Annotated in this window: 17 protein-coding genes; all 17 read left to right on the top strand. The window is 38.5% G+C overall.

Annotated features, from left to right (window positions below; genetic code table 11):
* The first annotated feature begins 35 nt into the window (after window positions 1–35).
* Complete coding sequence (truB, locus tag AC3ANL_RS08675) at window positions 36–956, top strand: tRNA pseudouridine(55) synthase TruB (protein ID WP_488328821.1); 921 nt, start codon at window positions 36–38, stop codon at window positions 954–956.
* 30 nt (window positions 957–986) lie between these two features.
* Window positions 987–1,940 carry a bifunctional riboflavin kinase/FAD synthetase gene (gene ribF / locus AC3ANL_RS08680; protein WP_488328822.1) on the top strand — a complete coding sequence of 318 codons (954 nt, stop codon included), beginning with the start codon at window positions 987–989 and terminating at the stop codon, window positions 1,938–1,940.
* A gap of 171 nt (window positions 1,941–2,111) precedes the next feature.
* Complete coding sequence (rpsO, locus tag AC3ANL_RS08685; protein ID WP_488328823.1) at window positions 2,112–2,381, top strand: 30S ribosomal protein S15; 270 nt, start codon at window positions 2,112–2,114, stop codon at window positions 2,379–2,381.
* Window positions 2,382–2,662: 281 nt separating this feature from the next.
* Window positions 2,663–4,780, top strand: a complete 2,118-nt coding sequence (pnp, locus tag AC3ANL_RS08690; protein WP_488328824.1) for a polyribonucleotide nucleotidyltransferase — start codon at window positions 2,663–2,665, stop codon at window positions 4,778–4,780.
* A gap of 164 nt (window positions 4,781–4,944) precedes the next feature.
* Window positions 4,945–5,892 carry a polysaccharide deacetylase family protein gene (locus AC3ANL_RS08695; RefSeq protein ID WP_488328825.1) on the top strand — a complete coding sequence of 316 codons (948 nt, stop codon included), beginning with the start codon at window positions 4,945–4,947 and terminating at the stop codon, window positions 5,890–5,892.
* A gap of 102 nt (window positions 5,893–5,994) precedes the next feature.
* Complete coding sequence (locus AC3ANL_RS08700) at window positions 5,995–7,233, top strand: M16 family metallopeptidase (RefSeq protein ID WP_488328826.1); 1,239 nt, start codon at window positions 5,995–5,997, stop codon at window positions 7,231–7,233.
* 95 nt (window positions 7,234–7,328) lie between these two features.
* Window positions 7,329–7,571, top strand: coding sequence for a YlmC/YmxH family sporulation protein (locus AC3ANL_RS08705; protein WP_488328827.1), 243 nt, complete (start codon window positions 7,329–7,331; stop codon window positions 7,569–7,571).
* Window positions 7,572–7,732: 161 nt separating this feature from the next.
* On the top strand, window positions 7,733–8,635 hold the full coding sequence (gene dpaA, locus AC3ANL_RS08710) for a dipicolinic acid synthetase subunit A (protein WP_488328828.1): 903 nt from the start codon (window positions 7,733–7,735) through the stop codon (window positions 8,633–8,635).
* Window positions 8,632–9,231: a dipicolinate synthase subunit B gene (gene dpaB / locus AC3ANL_RS08715; RefSeq protein ID WP_488328829.1), complete on the top strand. Its 600-nt coding sequence runs from the start codon at window positions 8,632–8,634 to the stop codon at window positions 9,229–9,231. The genes dpaA and dpaB overlap by 4 nt, the downstream gene beginning before the upstream one ends.
* A 156-nt stretch (window positions 9,232–9,387) precedes the next feature.
* Window positions 9,388–10,437: an aspartate-semialdehyde dehydrogenase gene (gene asd / locus AC3ANL_RS08720; RefSeq protein WP_488328830.1), complete on the top strand. Its 1,050-nt coding sequence runs from the start codon at window positions 9,388–9,390 to the stop codon at window positions 10,435–10,437.
* Between the two features lie 52 nt (window positions 10,438–10,489).
* Complete coding sequence (gene dapG / locus AC3ANL_RS08725; RefSeq protein ID WP_488328831.1) at window positions 10,490–11,725, top strand: aspartate kinase; 1,236 nt, start codon at window positions 10,490–10,492, stop codon at window positions 11,723–11,725.
* Between the two features lie 103 nt (window positions 11,726–11,828).
* Window positions 11,829–12,701, top strand: coding sequence for a 4-hydroxy-tetrahydrodipicolinate synthase (dapA, locus tag AC3ANL_RS08730; RefSeq protein ID WP_488328832.1), 873 nt, complete (start codon window positions 11,829–11,831; stop codon window positions 12,699–12,701).
* A 251-nt stretch (window positions 12,702–12,952) separates the two neighbouring features.
* On the top strand, window positions 12,953–14,620 hold the full coding sequence (locus AC3ANL_RS08735) for a ribonuclease J (protein ID WP_488328833.1): 1,668 nt from the start codon (window positions 12,953–12,955) through the stop codon (window positions 14,618–14,620).
* A gap of 102 nt (window positions 14,621–14,722) precedes the next feature.
* Entirely contained in the window at window positions 14,723–15,478 is a 756-nt protein-coding gene (locus tag AC3ANL_RS08740) for a ClpP family protease (RefSeq protein ID WP_488328834.1), read from the top strand.
* On the top strand, window positions 15,475–15,711 hold the full coding sequence (locus tag AC3ANL_RS08745) for a YlzJ-like family protein (RefSeq protein ID WP_488328835.1): 237 nt from the start codon (window positions 15,475–15,477) through the stop codon (window positions 15,709–15,711). Before AC3ANL_RS08740 ends, AC3ANL_RS08745 begins: the two co-directional genes overlap by 4 nt.
* Window positions 15,712–15,854: 143 nt before the next feature.
* Window positions 15,855–18,200: a DNA translocase FtsK gene (locus AC3ANL_RS08750; protein WP_488328836.1), complete on the top strand. Its 2,346-nt coding sequence runs from the start codon at window positions 15,855–15,857 to the stop codon at window positions 18,198–18,200.
* A 349-nt stretch (window positions 18,201–18,549) separates the two neighbouring features.
* Entirely contained in the window at window positions 18,550–19,275 is a 726-nt protein-coding gene (locus tag AC3ANL_RS08755; protein WP_488328837.1) for a GntR family transcriptional regulator, read from the top strand.
* The last annotated feature ends 34 nt before the right edge of the window (window positions 19,276–19,309 follow it).

A 19,309-nucleotide genomic window follows, 5' to 3' on the forward strand; every position in this document is an offset into this window, starting at 1 on the left:
TTTTTTAATTTTATATAATAGAAAGGATTTATTAAATGGAAGGAATATTACCATTATTTAAACCTGCTGGATTAACCTCTCATGATTGTGTTTTTAAGCTGCGAAAGATATTAAAAACCAAAAAAATTGGCCATACAGGAACGCTTGATCCCGATGTAACAGGGGTTCTTCCTATTTGTATTGGGAAAGCCACGAAGGTGGCAGAATACATTACTGATGCAGGTAAGGCTTATGAAGGGGAAGTAACCCTAGGTTTTTCAACGACAACTGAAGATGCTTCAGGAGATGTAGTCGAAAGAAAAGCAGTGGATCGCCCTATTACAAGAGAAGAAATTATCAAGGTATTAGAATCACTCACTGGGGAAATTAAACAAACTCCGCCAATGTATTCAGCAGTTAAGGTTGGAGGAGTCCGGCTTTATGAATATGCTCGAAAAGGAATAGAAGTTGAACGGCCTACGCGAGTTGTATCCATCTATTCTATTGAATTACTCGACAAGAGAGAACAATTTGAAGGCGAGAACATATCCTTTCGCTTTCGGGTAAGCTGTAGCAAAGGGACTTATATCCGAACATTGGCAGTCATGATGGGAGAAATACTTGGTTTCCCTGCCCATATGTCCCACTTACAAAGAATACAATCAGCTGACTTTTTATTAGCGGATTGTTTGACGTTTACCGAGATTGAAAAACACATGGAAGCGGGGACCATTTCCAGTGTGTTGCGACCATTAGAATCGGCACTTTCTCATTTGCCGAAATTACTAATTAATGATAAAGTAGCAGAGAAAGTGAAAAATGGCGCACTCTTAAATATACCAGAACACTTAAAAAATTGTAACGGACCTATTATCACTGAAACAGAGGAAGGTAAGGCACTTGCCATCTATGCCAAACATCCAAGTAAACCAGATCTTCTAAAACCAGTTAAAGTACTGAGAAATGATATAGAGTAAACGGTTACGAATAGAAAAGGTGAGTTTCATTTGGAAATAAAGAGACTTAGTTATCCAATTAACATCGAAAACGGTGATCTTCCACCACTTGCGATTGCCCTTGGCTATTTTGATGGAGTTCATATTGGCCATCAAAAAGTAATTCTTGAAGCAAAAAAACAAGCAGCTGAAAAGGGATATCGAAGTGCTGTGATGACATTTGATCCACATCCATCGGTTGTATTAGGCAAGACAGATAAGAATATCCAATATATTACACCAATAGATGAAAAAATTCGCATCATAGAAGCATTTGGGATTGATTATCTATATATTGTTCAATTTACCACAGAATTTGCAAATCTGTTGCCTCAAGAATTTATTGATCAGTATATTATTGGTCTTAATGTACAACATGTTGTGGCAGGGTTTGATTTTACGTATGGACGGATGGGGAAAGGAACAATGGAAACTTTACCATTCCATTCACGCGATAAATTTTCATATAACATCGTCCCGAAGTTTGTTTATAACAATGAAAAAGTGAGTTCAACTAGAATTCGTGACCTTCTTATGGAAGGAAAGACAGAGGAACTCCCTACTTTACTTGGTCGATTCTATACAACATCCGGAGAGGTCATTCATGGAGACAAGCGAGGGAGAACGATTGGTTTTCCAACGGCAAATGTGAACAACCATGATGAGTATATTATCCCGCCAATTGGAGTATATGCTGTAAGATTAAGGGTTCATAATGTATGGCATAATGGAGTCTGTAATGTTGGCGTCAAGCCAACCTTTAAGAAAGATTCACTGGTAGTATCAGTGGAAGTTCATGTGTTTGACTATAACCAAGATATTTATGGAGAAGAAGTGGTAATCGAATGGCATAAGTACCTTCGAACAGAACAAAAATTCTCCGGTATTGAACAACTTGTTACCCAAATAGAAAAGGATAAACAAAATGCTCTTGATTACTTCCAAAAAAATCGACAATCTTCTTAAAATTGCCGCTTAAACGAAGTTTTTCTTACAATATAATCAGGTTTTAACTTGCATTTTGACGTAAAACCATGTATTCTTAAATACGTATTAAAACAAACCTTTACTTGGCAAGTCGAGTCTCCGACGCTTGCTCGGTAACAGGGGATATGAAAATTTTAGGAGGTGAACCGGATGGCAATCACTCAAGAACGTAAAAATGAACTTATCGCTGAGTACAAAACTCATGAAAGTGACACTGGATCTGCTGAAGTTCAAATCGCTGTCCTTACTGAATCAATCAACAATTTAAACGAGCACTTACGTACTCACAAGAAAGATCACCACTCACGTCGCGGTCTTTTAAAAATGGTTGGTAAACGTCGTAATCTTTTAACATTCCTACGTAACAAAGACGTTCAACGTTACCGTGTGTTAATTAATAAGCTTGGTCTACGTCGTTAGTCTACAGAAGCGGGATTTTTCCCGCTTTTTTATTAGGCTAAAAAGACAAAAACATAAGTGCTTTGGGCATTCCCAGTAAGCGCTGGAGCTTGACAAACCAAAGAATTTTTAATACATAATTTTAAGTCTAGGATTTTATGTGCATACTATAAATACTTTGAATGAAATAAATAAGCTTTCTAGGCTTTTTTTATATTAGTTAGAATTAGTTTGATGATTATTGGAGAGAGCCATCTTTCGTATCATCCTTCTAAGGGATTTAGTTAGAGAGGGGTAAAATTATGGAACAAACGAAACATGAATATTCTATGGAGTGGGCTGGTCGTAAGTTAACGGTTGAACTAGGTCAATTAGCAAAGCAAGCTAACGGTGCAGTTCTTGTGCGCTACGGCGATACAGCCGTATTGAGTACCGCTACCGCTTCGAAAGAACCAAAGAATCTTGATTTTTTCCCATTAACAGTTAATTACGAAGAACGCTTATACGCGGTTGGTAAAATCCCTGGTGGTTTTATAAAACGTGAAGGTCGCCCAAGTGAAAAGGCTATTTTAGCCAGCCGCCTGATTGACCGTCCAATTCGTCCGCTTTTTGCTGATGGTTTCCGTAATGATGTTCAAGTAATTAGTATAGTAATGAGTGTAGACCAAGATTGTTCTACAGAAATGGCTGCTATGTTTGGGTCTTCTTTAGCACTAAGTACTTCAGATATTCCATTTGAAGGACCGATTGCTGGTGTTGTAGTTGGTCGTGTAAATAATGAATTTGTCATTAACCCGACTGTTGAACAGGCCGAAAAAAGTGATATTCATTTAACTGTTGCCGGAACAAAGGATGCAATCAACATGGTTGAAGCAGGTGCTCTTGAAGTCCCTGAAGAAATTATGCTTGAGGCAATTATGTTTGGTCATGACCAAATTAAGCAATTAATTGAATTCCAAGAAAAAATTGTTGCTGAAATTGGCAAACCAAAAAGAGAAATTTCTCTTTATGAAATTGATAAAGAATTAGAGGCAGAGGTAAGAGGGCTTTGTGAAGCTGATATGCTTAAGGCTATTCAGGTTCAAGAAAAGCATGCTCGTGAGGATGCTATAAAAGAAGTGAAAAATCAAGTAATCGCGAAATATGTGGAACAAGAAGCAACAGAAGAAGACATGAAACAAGTGAAGCAAATTTTGGACAAGATTGTTAAAGGTGAAGTCCGTCGCTTAATTACGGTAGAAAAAGTTCGTCCAGACGGCCGGAAGATTGATGAAATTCGTCCATTGTCTTCTCAAGTTGGTATTTTGCCGCGTACCCATGGATCCGGATTATTTACACGGGGACAAACACAGGCTTTAAGTATTTGTACACTTGGTGCAATGGGTGATGTCCAAATTTTAGATGGTCTAGGGATTGAAGAAGAAAAACGCTTTATGCACCATTATAACTTCCCTTCCTTTAGTGTTGGGGAGACAGGGCCAATTCGTGGACCAGGCCGTCGTGAAATTGGACATGGAGCGCTTGGTGAAAGAGCACTTGAACCAGTTATTCCACCTGAAAAGGATTTCCCATATACCATTCGTCTTGTCTCTGAAGTTCTTGAATCGAACGGTTCAACATCACAGGCAAGTATTTGTGCCAGTACATTAGCGATGATGGATGCCGGTGTACCAATTAAATCACCTGTAGCTGGTATCGCAATGGGGCTAGTAAAATCGGGTGAGCATTACACCGTTTTATCTGATATTCAAGGAATGGAAGACCACCTTGGCGATATGGATTTTAAAGTGGCTGGTACCGCAAAAGGGGTTACCGCACTTCAAATGGATATTAAGATTGAAGGACTTTCTCGTGAGATTTTAGAAGAAGCTCTGCAGCAGGCAAAGGTAGGAAGAATGCACATCTTAGACTCTATGCTGGCTACCCTAACTGAACCTAGAGCTGAGCTTTCACAATTTGCACCGAAAATCTTAACCATGACGATCAATCCAGATAAGATTCGTGATGTCATTGGACCAAGTGGAAAACAAATCAATAAGATTATTGAAGAAACAGGCGTTAAAATCGATATCGAGCAGGATGGTACAGTCTTTATTGCCTCAACAAATCAAGAGATGAATCAAAAGGCGAAGAAAATCATCGAAGATATTGTTCGTGAGGTTCAAGTTGGCGAAATGTACCTTGGTAAGGTAAAACGAATTGAAAAATTCGGAGCTTTTGTTGAAATCTTTGCTGGAAAAGATGGCCTTGTTCATATTTCTGAACTTGCTGAAGAGCGAGTAGGAAAAGTAGAGGACATTTTAAAATTAGGCGATGAAATTTTAGTTAAAGTAACTGAAATTGATAAACAAGGCCGGGTTAACTTATCCCGCAAAGCTGTATTAAAAGAACAACGGGAAAAAGCTGAACAAAAACAATAATTAAAACTCAGACTGTACCTGTTAAACAGGAACAAAAAAGTCAGGAGGAGAACCTCTTGGCTTTTTTTATGTCATCAACCTTTTTGGCAGCGTGCCGCCGCTTTTCTAGGTTCTACCTTGTCCCTCTTATACATAATCTTTATGGAAGGGGGATGGGTAGATAGATGAAAAAGGCAAGTATGGTTGTTGTGATTTGTTTAATAGCATGGATTTCGGTAAACAATCCGATTGTGAATAAATATGTATCCACTTTGAAAGAATCTGCGCTTCCAGCAGTGAATCAGACAGATGCACTATATCAAAGTATAATAAAATATGCTTCTACATATGAAATACCTGCTTCCGATGCAAAAGTAGACTCTGTATGGAAGGCTATTCCTGGATATAACGGACTTAAAGTTGATATTGAAGGGTCATATAAAAATATGATGAAAAAGCGCGTTTTTGATGAAAAGAGATTGATATTTGTCCAGACAAAACCTAGGGTCCATCTTGATGATCTGCCGCCCTCTCCAATTTATAAAGGTCATCCGGAAAAACCAATGGTTTCTTTTATTATAAATGTTGCTTGGGGAAACGAATATTTATCTGAAATGCTCGCAACTCTAAAGAGGCATAAGGTATCAGCGACCTTTTTTCTTGAAGGAAATTGGACCAAAAAGAATCCAGATTTAGCAAAAATGATCGTGAGTGCAGGCCATGAGGTAGGAAATCATTCTTATTCTCATCCCGATATGAAAAGGTTATCAGCGGCACAAACTAGGGAACAAATAATAAGAACAAATGAAATTATTGAAGCTGCGACAGGGCAGAAATGTGTGTGGTTCGCACCACCAAGTGGCAGCTATCGTGATGAAACCGTTAAAATTGCCGATGAATTGAATATGAAGACGGTTATGTGGACGGTAGATACAGTGGATTGGCGAAAACCATCCCCTGAAGTCCTAATCAATCGAGTCATGTCAAAAATTGACAAAGGTTCTATGGTGCTTATGCATCCCACCTCATCAACAGCAAAATCACTTGATCAATTAATTACATTAATTGAACAAAAGAATTTACAAATTGGTACGGTAACCGATTTAATGAATGAAAAACGAATAATAAAATAAATATAGGCAATATATATCAGAAATTGGAGAAAATACTTATTAGAAAGTATAATAAATAATTGGAGTAGTAGCATCCGCTGTTTATTAGACAGGAGGAAGTCAATGATTAATAAGTACACATGCCAAAACGGAGTAAGAATTGTATTAGAAAATATTCCAACAGTACGATCAGTTGCCATTGGAGTATGGATTGGAACGGGTTCGAGAAATGAAGTTTCAGAAACGAATGGGATCTCTCATTTTCTTGAACATATGTTTTTTAAAGGGACGACCACTCGCTCAGCTAAAGATATAGCTGAATCATTTGATAGTATCGGTGGTCAGGTGAATGCCTTTACCTCAAAAGAGTATACATGCTATTATGCAAAAGTTCTCGATACTCATTCTAAATTTGCCTTAGACGTGTTGGCGGACATGTTTTTTAATTCTACATTTGTAGCAGAAGAATTGAATAAGGAAAGAAATGTTGTTTTAGAAGAAATCAAAATGTATGAGGATACCCCAGACGATATTGTCCATGACTTACTTAGCAGGGCAGTATTTGAAGACCATCCGCTTGGATACCCGATCCTTGGGACGGAAGAGACATTAAATACATTTACAGGTAACACCTTAAAGGAATATATCCATGAAAGATACACCCCTGAAAATGTAGTAGTTTCTATTGCTGGAAATATATCTGAAAGTTTTATTCAAGAAGTCGAGAATTATTTTGGCTCCTACCAGGGCGGCTCAAAAGAGACTCCTGAAAATATTCCTACGTTTCATGCGAACCGAATTTCTAGAAAAAAGGATACGGAGCAAGCACATTTATGTATTGGCTTTGAAGGGTTGAAAGTCGGCCACGAAGACATATACAGTTTAATAACCCTAAATAATATTTTAGGAGGCAGTATGAGCTCGCGGTTATTTCAAGATGTTCGTGAACAAAGAGGCTTAGCTTATTCAGTTTTCTCTTATCATTCTGCTTATCAGGATAGTGGAATAGTGACTGTATATGGCGGAACGGGAGCAAAGCAGCTGAATGTTTTATTTGATACGATTCAGGAAACGCTTGAAAAATTAAAACAAGATGGAATTACCGAAAAAGAATTGACTAATAGTAAAGAACAGCTTAAAGGAAGCCTCATGTTAAGTTTAGAGAGTACGAATAGCAGAATGAGTCGTAATGGTAAAAATGAATTGCTTTTAAAACGCCATCGCTCTCTCGATGAAATTATTGAACAGATTGATGTGGTAACTAAAAAAAGCGTGGACGAAATGGCGAGAGCTGTTTTTAATGATAAATACTCAGTCACTTTAATTAGTCCAGACGGAGAATTTCCCAATAAATTATCTTAATTAGAGGAGGATGTCGTACATCCTCTTTCTTTAGTCTAAAAACAGAGCTCCTCTTATAAACTAGTAGAAAAGGGTTAAACGAGGGGGGTTTTGTAATGAGGCTTAGTGAATTAAGTGGGAAAGAAATTGTTGATGTTAAAAAGGCAGAGCGCCTGGGCGTACTTGGCCAAACGGATTTAGAAATTAATGAAGGGACAGGTCAAATTCAGGCACTGCTCATTCCCTCATTAAAATGGTTTGGTTTTCGGAAACAAGGAGAGGAAATCCGAGTACCATGGCAGCATATTCGAAAAATTGGTTCTGATATGATTATTATCGATATGCCTGAAGAGGAATGAAATACGAATGAGAAAGCCCAAGCAATATGATATTGCTTGGGCTTTTTTTATTTCTATGATGGAAAACTCACCGAATGATGCAATCCTACATAAGATGTTGAAGTGATAAACAGAAAATGGAATCCAAAAAGGATTTTTAAAAAAAGAAGGTGAACGTTTTCATGCTGACAGGGATGCAGATAGCCGTAATTGGCGGGGATGCTAGACAGCTGGAAATCATCCGTAGGTTAACCGAATTAGACGCGAGACTATCGCTAATAGGTTTTGAACAGCTTGATCATGCCTTCACGGGTGCGGTCAAAGAGAAGATGGATGAGGTTGATTTTTCAAATATGGATGCTCTCATTTTGCCTGTACCTGGAACGAATTTAGAAGGGCAAGTAGAAACAATCTTTTCGAATGAAAAGGTTATTTTAACAGGTGACACGCTTGCTAAAACACCTGAGCATTGTACGATCTATTCAGGAATTAGTAATTCCTTTTTAAATGGAATTACAAAGGAAACAAAACGAACTCTCATCCAATTGTTTGAAAGAGATGATGTTGCCATATATAATTCGATACCGACGGTCGAGGGCACGATTATGATGGCGATCCAGCATACGGATTTTACGATTCATGGTTCAAATATAACAGTATTAGGATTAGGAAGAGTTGGGATGAGTGTGGCGAGAACCTTTGCTGCACTTGGAGCAAAGGTAAAGGTTGGAGCAAGGAAGAGTGAGCATTTGGCACGAATTACGGAAATGGGTTTAACCCCGTTTCAATTAAATAATTTGATCAATGAAGTGAAGGATACGGATATTTTAATTAATACAGCACCCCATTTAATTGTAACGGCCATGGTTATTTCTAAATTACCTGCACATTCCCTCATCATTGATCTTGCTTCAAAGCCTGGAGGAACTGATTTTCGATATGCTGAGAAAAGAGGAATAAAAGCATTGCTTGCTCCAGGGCTGCCAGGCATTGTGGCACCGAAAACAGCTGGTCAAATTTTGGCAAATGTTCTTGCCCAACTGCTTCAAGATGATGTAAGAAAGCGAAAGGGGAAAGTAAAATGAGTTTAAAAGGTAAAAGAATTGGCTTTGGTCTAACCGGCTCGCATTGTACCTATGATGCTGTTTTCCCAGAAATAGAAAAACTAGTTCAGGCCGGTGCAGAGGTCATGCCAGTTGTGACTTTTACAGTGCAAAACACGAATACCCGTTTTGGCAAGGGAGAAGATTGGATTCAAAGAATAGAAGATTTAACAGGAAATAAAGTAATTGATTCGATTGTCAAAGCGGAGCCTTTAGGACCTAAAATTCCATTGGATTGTATGGTGATCGCCCCATTAACAGGTGTTTCCATGAGTAAATTTGCCAATGCTATGAACGATAGCCCGGTTTTAATGGCTGCTAAAGCAACACTAAGAAATTTGAAACCGGTAGTCCTCGGAATATCCACAAATGATGCGCTTGGATTAAATGGTATCAACTTAATGAGACTAATGGCCACAAAGAATATATTCTTTATTCCATATGGGCAGGATGATCCTATAAAAAAACCTAATTCGATGGTGGCCAGAATGTCATTATTACCAGAAACAGTAGAAGCTGCAATGGAAGGGAAGCAGATCCAGCCCGTCCTTGTTGAAAGGTATAAAGATTCGGACTAAATTTCCCTCTCTTTCGGCAAAAAAGGTTATTTCTTAATAAGAATATGGTAAAATAAATTAATCTTGCATCAGAGGGGGATGTCCCCTTCTGATGTCAAATTAAAAAAGAAATAATCATTATGATAAAGGTTGAAAGATTGAAAGGGGAACTTAGAAATGAGTCAGCAAAATGGATTTCATGTAGCTGTTGTAGGGGCTACAGGAGCAGTTGGACAACAAATGATTCAAACATTAGTAAAAGAAAATTTTCCAATTAAAAAACTCACCCTCCTATCATCAGCACGGTCGGCAGGGAAAAAAGTAGTGGTAAATGGACAGGAAATAACGATTGAAGAAGCGAAACCTGAAAGCTTTGAGGGTGTTGATATAGCTTTATTTAGTGCTGGCGGCAGTGTTTCATTAGAACTTGCCCCTGAAGCCGTAAAACGTGGTGCGATCGTCGTGGACAACACTAGTGCATTTAGAATGGATCCTGATAAAGTTTTGGTTGTCCCAGAAGTAAACGAATCGGACTTGCATCAGCACAATGGCATTATTGCAAACCCAAATTGTTCCACTATTCAAATGGTTGTTGCCCTCGAACCGATTCGTCAAAAGTTTGGTTTAAAGAAGGTTATTGTATCAACCTATCAAGCAGTTTCCGGTGCAGGTGCATCCGCAGTTGAGGAATTAATGGAGCAAACGAAAGCTATTGTTTCTCAAGAACCGGTGGAACCGAAGATTTTACCAGTTAAATCGGATAAAAATCATTATCAAATTGCGTTTAATGCTATTCCCCAAATTGATAAGTTCCAAGATAATGGCTATACATTTGAGGAAATGAAAATGATTAATGAAACGAAGAAAATCATGCATTTACCAGACTTACACGTTTCTGCAACATGTGTCAGACTGCCTGTCGCAGTAGGTCACTCAGAATCCGTTTATTTCGAAATTGATGCGGAAGGCGTAAGTGCGAATGAGATAAAAGCATTATTAAAGGATGCACCAGGCGTTGTTTTGCAAGATGATCCTGCAAATCAAGTATATCCAATGCCTGCAGATTGTGTTGGAAAGAATGATGTCTTTGTTGGACGTATTAGAAAAGACATCGATGAAGACCGCGGTTTCCATATGTGGGTGGTTTCTGATAACTTGCTAAAGGGAGCAGCATGGAACTCCGTTCAAATTGCTGAGAGATTAGTGGAATTAGGATTAGTTAAATAAAAAACATCAAATATAATGGTTGTTTCAAAAAAAGGCAGGTTTTGGTGTCACCATGAAAATTATAGTCCAAAAATTTGGCGGGACATCTGTCAGGGATGAACAAAGCAGACAGCATGCCCAAGGCCATATCGAAAAAGCATTGGCTGAAGGTTACAAAGTAGTAGTGGTCGTATCCGCAATGGGAAGAAAGGGAGACCCCTATGCAACAGACACACTATTATCATTAATCGGCGGTAATTTAAGCAAAATTTCTAAACGGGAACATGATTTGTTATTGTCCTGTGGTGAGGTTATTTCTAGTGTTGTTTTTACAAACATGCTATTGGAGAACGGCATTGATGCCGTTGCCTTAACGGGTGCTCAAGCAGGCTTCCGTACAAATAATGATCATACAAATGCAAAGATTATTGAAATGAAATGTGACAGGCTGCTTCGAGAACTCGAAAAAAATGATGTGGTAGTGGTAGCTGGTTTTCAAGGAGCTGCAAAAAATAGTGATGTTACTACGATCGGACGCGGTGGAAGTGATACGTCAGCCGCAGCCCTAGGAGCCGCCCTTAATGCAGAATGGATTGACATATTTACTGATGTAGAAGGAATTATGACAGCCGACCCAAGGATTGCTGAAAATGCTCGTCCTTTATCTGTTGTTACCTATACAGAAGTGTGCAATATGGCATACCAAGGTGCAAAGGTCATTCATCCAAGAGCAGTGGAGATTGCGATGCAAGCTAAAGTTCCGATCCGCATTCGGTCCACCTATTCGGATAATCTTGGGACTTTGGTCACTACACTAAATAAAGATAATCGTGGCAGTGATATTAAAGAGCGACTTGTCACAGGGATTGCTCATGTCTCTAATGTCACGCAAATAAAGGTTTATGCAAAAAAAGACCAATATAACTTGCAAGCAGAAGTATTTAAAGCAATGGCTAATGAAAAAATAAGTGTCGATTTTATCAATATATCTCCTAATGGAGTTGTCTATACGGTTACCGATGAAATGACTGATCGCGCAATGGAAGTTCTTAAAGAATTAGGCCATAATCCTGTTGTCGAGCGTCACTGTGCTAAGGTTTCTGTGGTTGGTGCAGGCATAGCGGGTGTCCCAGGGGTTACCTTTAAAATTGTAACGGCATTATCTGATCAAGGAATTCGAATTTTACAATCTGCTGACAGTCATACGACTATTTGGGTTTTGGTAAAACAGGATGACTTGGTTAAATCCGTTAATGCCTTACATGATGCCTTTCAGTTAGAAGAAGAATCGATGGAGTATAATTTTTAGTTTTATACAGAGCCATGATTTCAGAAATTTAATTGAAATGGAATTAGAAGTTGCGATACAACGGTGTAATGAACAATCCGTTTGTATTGAAAGGAGTCAGAAAATGGTTCATTTTGGTCGAGTTTCTACAGCAATGGTAACCCCTTTTGATAAAAAAGGGCATATTGACTTTGCAAAAACCACGCAACTGGTTAATTACTTGATAGAAAATGGAACAGAATCTCTAGTGATAGCAGGAACCACTGGTGAATCACCAACATTATCTAAAGAAGAAAAGTTGGCCTTATTTGATCACGTTGTAAAAGTCGTAAAAAAACGGATACCGGTTATTGCAGGTACTGGCAGCAATAATACGTATGCCTCGATAGAATTGACTAAAAAAGCTGAACAGCTTGGTGTGGATGCCATTATGGTGGTTGCGCCCTATTATAATAAACCAAATCAAGAAGGCTTATATCAGCATTTTAAAGCAATTGCTGATGCAACAACCCTGCCGCTTATGATATATAATATTCCGAGCAGATCGGTCGTTACTATTCAACCGGAAACGGTAATTCGCCTGTCAAAAATCCCTAATATTGTGGCTGTAAAAGAAGCAAGTGGGGATTTAAGCGCAATGGCACATATTATTGCTAATACAGCTGATGACTTTGTGTTATACAGTGGGGATGATAGTTTAACACTTCCGGTTTTATCTATCGGGGGGGCAGGTGTTATTTCTGTTGCTTCACATGTGATTGGAAATGAATTGCAAGAAATGGTTAAAGCGTTTTTTGACGGAGAAATTAACAAGGCTGCAAAAATGCATCAGCAGCTACTGCCGCTTATGCAGGGGCTGTTTGCTGCTCCAAGTCCAGCACCGGTAAAAACGGCATTGCAGCTAAAAGGATTGGATGTAGGTTCTGTCAGGCTGCCACTTGTTAGCTTATCAGAACAAGAACGTGCAACCCTTATTGCTTTATTACCAAAATATTAATAATAACAAGGGCTAATCGATGTGCAAATCGGTTGGCCCTTTTACTTTTTATGTAATGAGCTGATTAAAATAACTAATATTGGTTGTAAAGGTTTTCACCAATCAAGTATAATGATCATAACTGATCTCGATCGGATAGAAAAGCGGAAGCGATCGTTTTGCGAAGTACACGTGTCGCCGGTCGTTGAAGCTGGACAATTTTCGAAGTCAATAAATGATAGAGTGATTATCATCATAGGAGGAAACGGAAATTGATAAAGAAAAAAAATACGTCCATTAAGTTCATTACACTTGGTGGTATTGGAGAAATCGGAAAGAATATGTACCTTGTTGAGGTAGACAAGGATATATTCATCATCGACGCCGGCTTAATGTTCCCCGAGGAAGAAATGCTTGGTATCGATATGGTCATTCCTGATATAACATATTTGAAAGACAATAAGGAAAGGGTAAAAGCAGTCTTTTTAACACATGGTCATGAAGACCATATTGGGGCGCTTTCCTACGTTCTGCAAGAAGTCAATGTACCAGTCTATGGAACAAAACTGACCCTTGCTCTTGCTAATGCCAAGCTAAAGGAGCAGGAATTTTACGGAACAGCTAATTTCATAGAAGTTACTTCGAATACGATTGTAGAATTAGAGGCTGTTAATGTAAGTTTTTTTAAAACCAATCATAGCATTCCTGATTCAATTGGAATTTGTATTCATACATCAGAAGGAATTATTGTTTATACAGGTGACTTTAAGTTTGACCAGGCAGCTACAAAGCTTTATAAACCTGAAATTGGGAAAATGGCAGCGATTGGAGAGCAAGGGGTATTATGTTTGCTATCAGATAGTACCGAAGCTGAAAAACCTGGTTATACGACATCTGAGGCGATCGTTGAACGCGAAATGTCTAATTCTTTTTATTATGCACCAGGTAGAATTATTGCCGCATGTTTTGCATCAGATATTAACCGGGTTCAACATATTTTTGATGCAGCAAAAGAAACCGGTCGCAAAGTAGCTGTTTTGGGAAAGAGTCTTGAACGAATTTATCATATTGCATTCGATTTAGGATATTTAGAAGTAGACGAAGATGCAATTATCCCGGTTAGTGAAATTAAAGAATATCAAGACCGTGAAATAGTGGTATTAGCGACAGGGGTTCAGGGAGAACCAATTGAAGCACTTCAGAAAATGGCCAAGCAAAACCATAAGCTTTTAAATATTCAGCCAGGTGATACTGTTTTATTTGCTGCTTCTCCGTTAAGAGGAAGTGAGGTATTCCTTTCTAAGACAATCGATATGCTGTTTAGGGCAGGTGCCAATGTCATATACGGTAAACGGACCATTCATGTATCAAGTCATGGAAGTCAAGAAGAATTGAAATTCATGATTAATTTAATGAAACCAAAATTCTTGATTCCTGTACATGGAGAATATCGGATGCTAAAGGCACATCGAAAAGTGGCGATGGACTGTGGACTAACGAACAATCAAATTCTCATTCCTGATCGTGGCGATGTAGTGGAATGGAAAGAAGGAATTCCTTCTATTTCTGGAAAGGTGCCATCCGGTAATGTCCTAATCGATGGGATTGGTGTAGGAGATGTAGGTAATATTGTATTACGGGACAGAAGGCTTTTATCCCAAGATGGAATTTTAATTGTGGTTGTTTCCTTAACAAAACAAGAGAAGAAAATTGCAGCCGGACCAGAGATTCTTTCAAGAGGATTTGTCTATGTGAGAGAATCAGAAAAGTTAATGGATGAGTCTACAAAATTAGTGCGGGATATCGTCGAAAGAAATACAGCAAAGTCAACATTTGAGTGGTCCAGCCTGAAACAAGAAATTAGAGAAGAATTAAACCGCTCACTATTTGAAAAAACCAAAAGAAGACCCATGATTTTACCAATTATCATGGAAGTATAAAATCTAAAAGGTACTGGGCAGCCAGTGCCTTTTTATATTTAAAGCATGAAATTATTCCATAGGTAAATACTAAAATATATCATGCTTGAAGGGAGTATTAGGATGAATAACGATTTCCTAAAAAACGTTACTAATAACCAAGAAGGTCAAGAACCGCAAAAAGAAGAAAAACCTTCTTCTACATTAATAGAGAAGATTCAGCAGCTGGGTCAAACAAATGTACCACAACTTTCAACAGATTCTAGCATTCATTGTTTAACCATAATTGGCCAAATTGAGGGACATTTAGCCCTTCCTCCACAAAATAAAACGACAAAATATGAGCACCTGCTGCCTCAACTTGTAGCGATCGAACAAAATCCGAAAATAGAGGGAGTCCTTATTGTCTTAAATACAGTTGGCGGTGATGTTGAAGCAGGACTTGCCATCTCCGAAATGATTGCTTCTATTTCCAAGCCAACTGTTTCCATTGTATTAGGCGGCGGGCATTCTATTGGAGTTCCAATTGCAGTATCGTGTGATTATTCCTTTATTGCGGAAACCGCGACGATGACCATACATCCAATCCGGTTAACAGGTCTCGTGATCGGTGTCCCAGCCACGTTTGAATATTTGGATAAAATGCAGGAACGAGTTGTCAATTTCGTTACGAAGCATTCAAATATTGCAGAAGATACATTTAAGGATTTAATGTTTGCTAAAGGAAATCTAACGAGAGACATTGGGACAAATGTCATTGGTGTGGATGCAGTAAGTTGCGGACTAATAGATGAAGTCGGCGGCCTTGGTCCAGCAATGAAAAAATTAAATGAATTGATTGATCTTCATAAGGAAAAAGGTGAGGGGCTGATTCAATGATTCTATATACGATGATGCCAAATGAACTTATTTATCCATATGAACCTGGAGCAGACAGCAAACAACAAATGATTACTTATCAAGGTATTCCACTTTTAGTAGAGCTAAGCGATCAAAACAGTTTACAAGTGATTCGTATTTTAAGTAGTGACCCCCAGCATTTTATGAATGAACAGATTTGCCCAGGTGCAAAAATTTCTTTAGCTAACCTTAATGGATTGTCGGGATTGTAATAGAAGATTATGGTATAATCATGGTATCAAGAAAAGAGCAGCCGCACGGGCTGCTTTCCTTTTTATTCATACTTTATTACCTATCAAATATCATAAGTAATAATAGTGAGTATAAACAATACCATAACATACAAGGTGATTAGATGGTCAAAAAAAAGAGAAGAAGATCAAAAAAGAGAGATAACCATTTAAAACGGACGCTGCAATATGAATTGTCTGCACTTGTCATCTTAGCTTTAGCGATTATTTCGATTGCAAAGCTTGGAGCAGTTGGCAAGGCGACGGTTCTATTCTTCCGCTTTTGGATGGGCGAATGGTATATGCTGGCTTTGATCGGACTCGTTGCTTTAAGCGTTTATTTGATGTGGAAACGCAGTATTCCTTTTTTCTTTCATATCAAGTTAGTGGGAAGCTATTTTATCGTTTCAGCCATCCTGCTATTAAGTCATGTAACACTATTTCATTTGCTAACAAACGATGGTAAATTTAAAGATCCAAGTGTAATTGGTAATACGTGGGAATTATTTTTAATGGAGCTAAGAGGAGAGACAAGCACTACCGATTTAGGCGGGGGGATTCTTGGCGCTATCCTATTTGCATTATTTCATTATTTATTTGCAGAAACGGGTACAAAAATTATCGCTTTTATTTTTATTATCATTGGCATTATCCTGCTCACTGGTAAATCGTTTGGGGATTTAGTAGGGAAAATAATGATAACAATCTTCGACTTTGCGAAAAATCAATGGGAAGCCTTTAAAGGAGATATGTCTGATTGGAAGCAAAAACAAGAAGAGCGCAAAAATGAACGGTTAGTGCAAAAGCAAAAAGAGCAAGAAAATCGGCAAAGGGAAAACGTGCCTGTTGTCAAAAATCAACAGCAGCCTGAGCAGGAAGAAACAAACATTCCGGAACCAATTATTTCAAGTTTTGCAGATAGGGCCTATATTGAAGGAGCACCGCCTGAAAAACATGCACCAGAACAGTCGAAAGAAACTAAAAACAAAAAAGAAGAAGACGATGATCAAACCCCGCCAATTAAGTTTACTGAGGTAGAAAACGTTTCCTATGAATTACCGCCGCTTAAACTGCTTAATCTACCAAAGAAAACAGACCAAAGTGGAGAATATGAGCTCATTCATGCCAATGCGGCTAAGCTTGAACGTACCTTTCAAAGTTTTGGCGTAAAAGCCCGTGTTACTCAAGTCCATTTAGGACCTGCTGTCACAAAATATGAGGTACATCCCGATGTAGGTGTTAAAGTTAGTAAGATTGTTAGCTTGAGTGATGATATAGCTTTAGCACTTGCGGCCAAAGGGATTCGAATTGAAGCACCTATTCCAGGAAAATCAGCGATTGGCATTGAAGTTCCAAATTCAGAGGTGGCAATGGTTTCTTTAAGAGAAGTACTTGAAGGCACTCAAAATGACAAGCCTGATGCCAAGCTTTTAATTGGACTGGGAAGGGATATTACGGGAGAAGCCGTGTTGGCTGAATTAAATAAAATGCCTCACTTACTAGTAGCGGGAGCAACTGGTAGTGGAAAGAGTGTTTGTATTAATGGCATTATTACCAGCTTATTAATGAGGGCAAAACCCCATGAAGTAAAATTAATGATGATTGACCCGAAAATGGTTGAACTCAATGTTTATAACGGTATCCCCCATTTGCTAGCACCAGTAGTAACAGATGCAAAAAAAGCATCCCAGGCATTAAAGAAAGTAGTAAATGAAATGGAAAGACGTTATGAATTGTTTTCCCATACAGGAACCAGGAATATTGAGGGGTATAATGATCATGTAAGAAAGCATAATCTTGAAGAAGACGACAAGCAGCCGTTATTACCATATATCGTCGTAATTGTTGATGAGTTAGCTGATTTAATGATGGTTGCATCTTCAGATGTGGAAGACTCGATTACTCGTTTGGCCCAAATGGCTCGAGCGGCAGGGATTCACTTGATTATTGCTACCCAGCGGCCATCTGTTGATGTTATAACAGGTGTCATTAAAGCTAATATCCCATCACGAATAGCCTTCGCAGTATCAAGCGCAACTGATTCGAGGACCATTTTAGACATGGGAGGCGCAGAAAAGCTGCTCGGTCGTGGTGATATGTTATTCCTTCCTGTAGGATCCTCTAAACCTGTTCGGGTTCAAGGCGCCTTTTTATCGGATCAAGAAGTAGAAGATACCGTCGAATTTGTTATTGGTCAGCAAAAAGCGCAATATCAGGAAGAAATGATCCCCGATGATATTCCAGAGGTTACTGGAGCCGTGGAAGACGATTTATATGAAGAAGCAGTGGATTTAATCATTGATATGCAAACAGCGTCAGTATCAATGCTGCAGCGACGCTTCCGGATAGGGTACACACGTGCCGCTCGCTTAATTGATGAAATGGAGGCTCGCGGCGTTGTAGGTCCATATGAAGGAAGTAAACCACGAGCAGTGCTTCAAACAAAACCAAAAGAGGAACAAAGTTCCTAAATTAAATGCGGAGCTTGTCAGAATTTTAAAAAAGAGCCAAATGGCTCTTTTTTTTATTTCTAATTCCTAAAAAAATTGGTACTATAGTAATAGATGGAGAAATGTGGGGAAGTCAAAAAATCCACCGTAATTTCTCCATATCACACCAAGAAAAATTGAATGGTAAATGATTGCATTTATTTATAGGAACAAACCGGAAACCTTATGACCAAGTTCATCCTCTCCTCCTTTTTTCGACGAAATTTTTAATTCCTATTTATTTATCACTTGAAAAATGTTAATATAAATCCGATTAGTAGGAATGATATCAGATGTCTGATGTCTTAGGAAAAGAGCTGGAGGAAACAGCATGTCAATTAAGTCAGATAACCGGCATTTATATTTACAAGTAATCGATCGGTTGAAGCAAGATATTGAAGAAGGTATATACAAAGAAAAAGAAAAGTTACCTTCTGAATTTGATCTCGCGAAACAACTTGGTGTAAGCAGGGCAACACTTCGGGAAGCACTTCGCATTCTTGAGGAAGATAACGTTATTACAAGGCGTCATGGAGTAGGAACCTTTGTTAACGCGAGGCCGATGTTTACTTCAGGAATTGAACAACTGAATAGTGTTACTGACATGATTAAACAAGCTGGTATGAAGCCTGGAACGATTTTCTTAAGTTCATCAACTCAGTATCCTACCGAGGAGGATATTCGTCGTTTCTCATGTTCTACTAGTGAGGAAATTTTCGTGATGGAGAGGGTTAGAACCGCAAACGGTGAACCTGTCGTGTATTGCATTGATAAGGTTCCTGAACGCATTTTTCCAGAAACATTTTCCCATGAGGAAGAATCTTTTTTTCGGATTCTAGATGAAAAGGCAAACCGCAAAATTACATATGCTGTTGCCCAAATCGAACCGTTAGGTTTTCATGAGAAAATTTCCCCAATCCTAGAATGTGATCCTGAAACAGCTTTGTTGGTTTTAAAACAAATGCATTTCGACGAAATGGATGAGCCTGTCCTATTTTCGGTAAACTATTTTAAAGCAGATAAGTTTAGTTTCCATGTATTAAGAAAAAGAATTTAATTTTTTTGTTAATTTATGTAAACGGAATCAGTCA

The organism is Neobacillus sp. DHD-1R, from assembly GCF_057747995.1.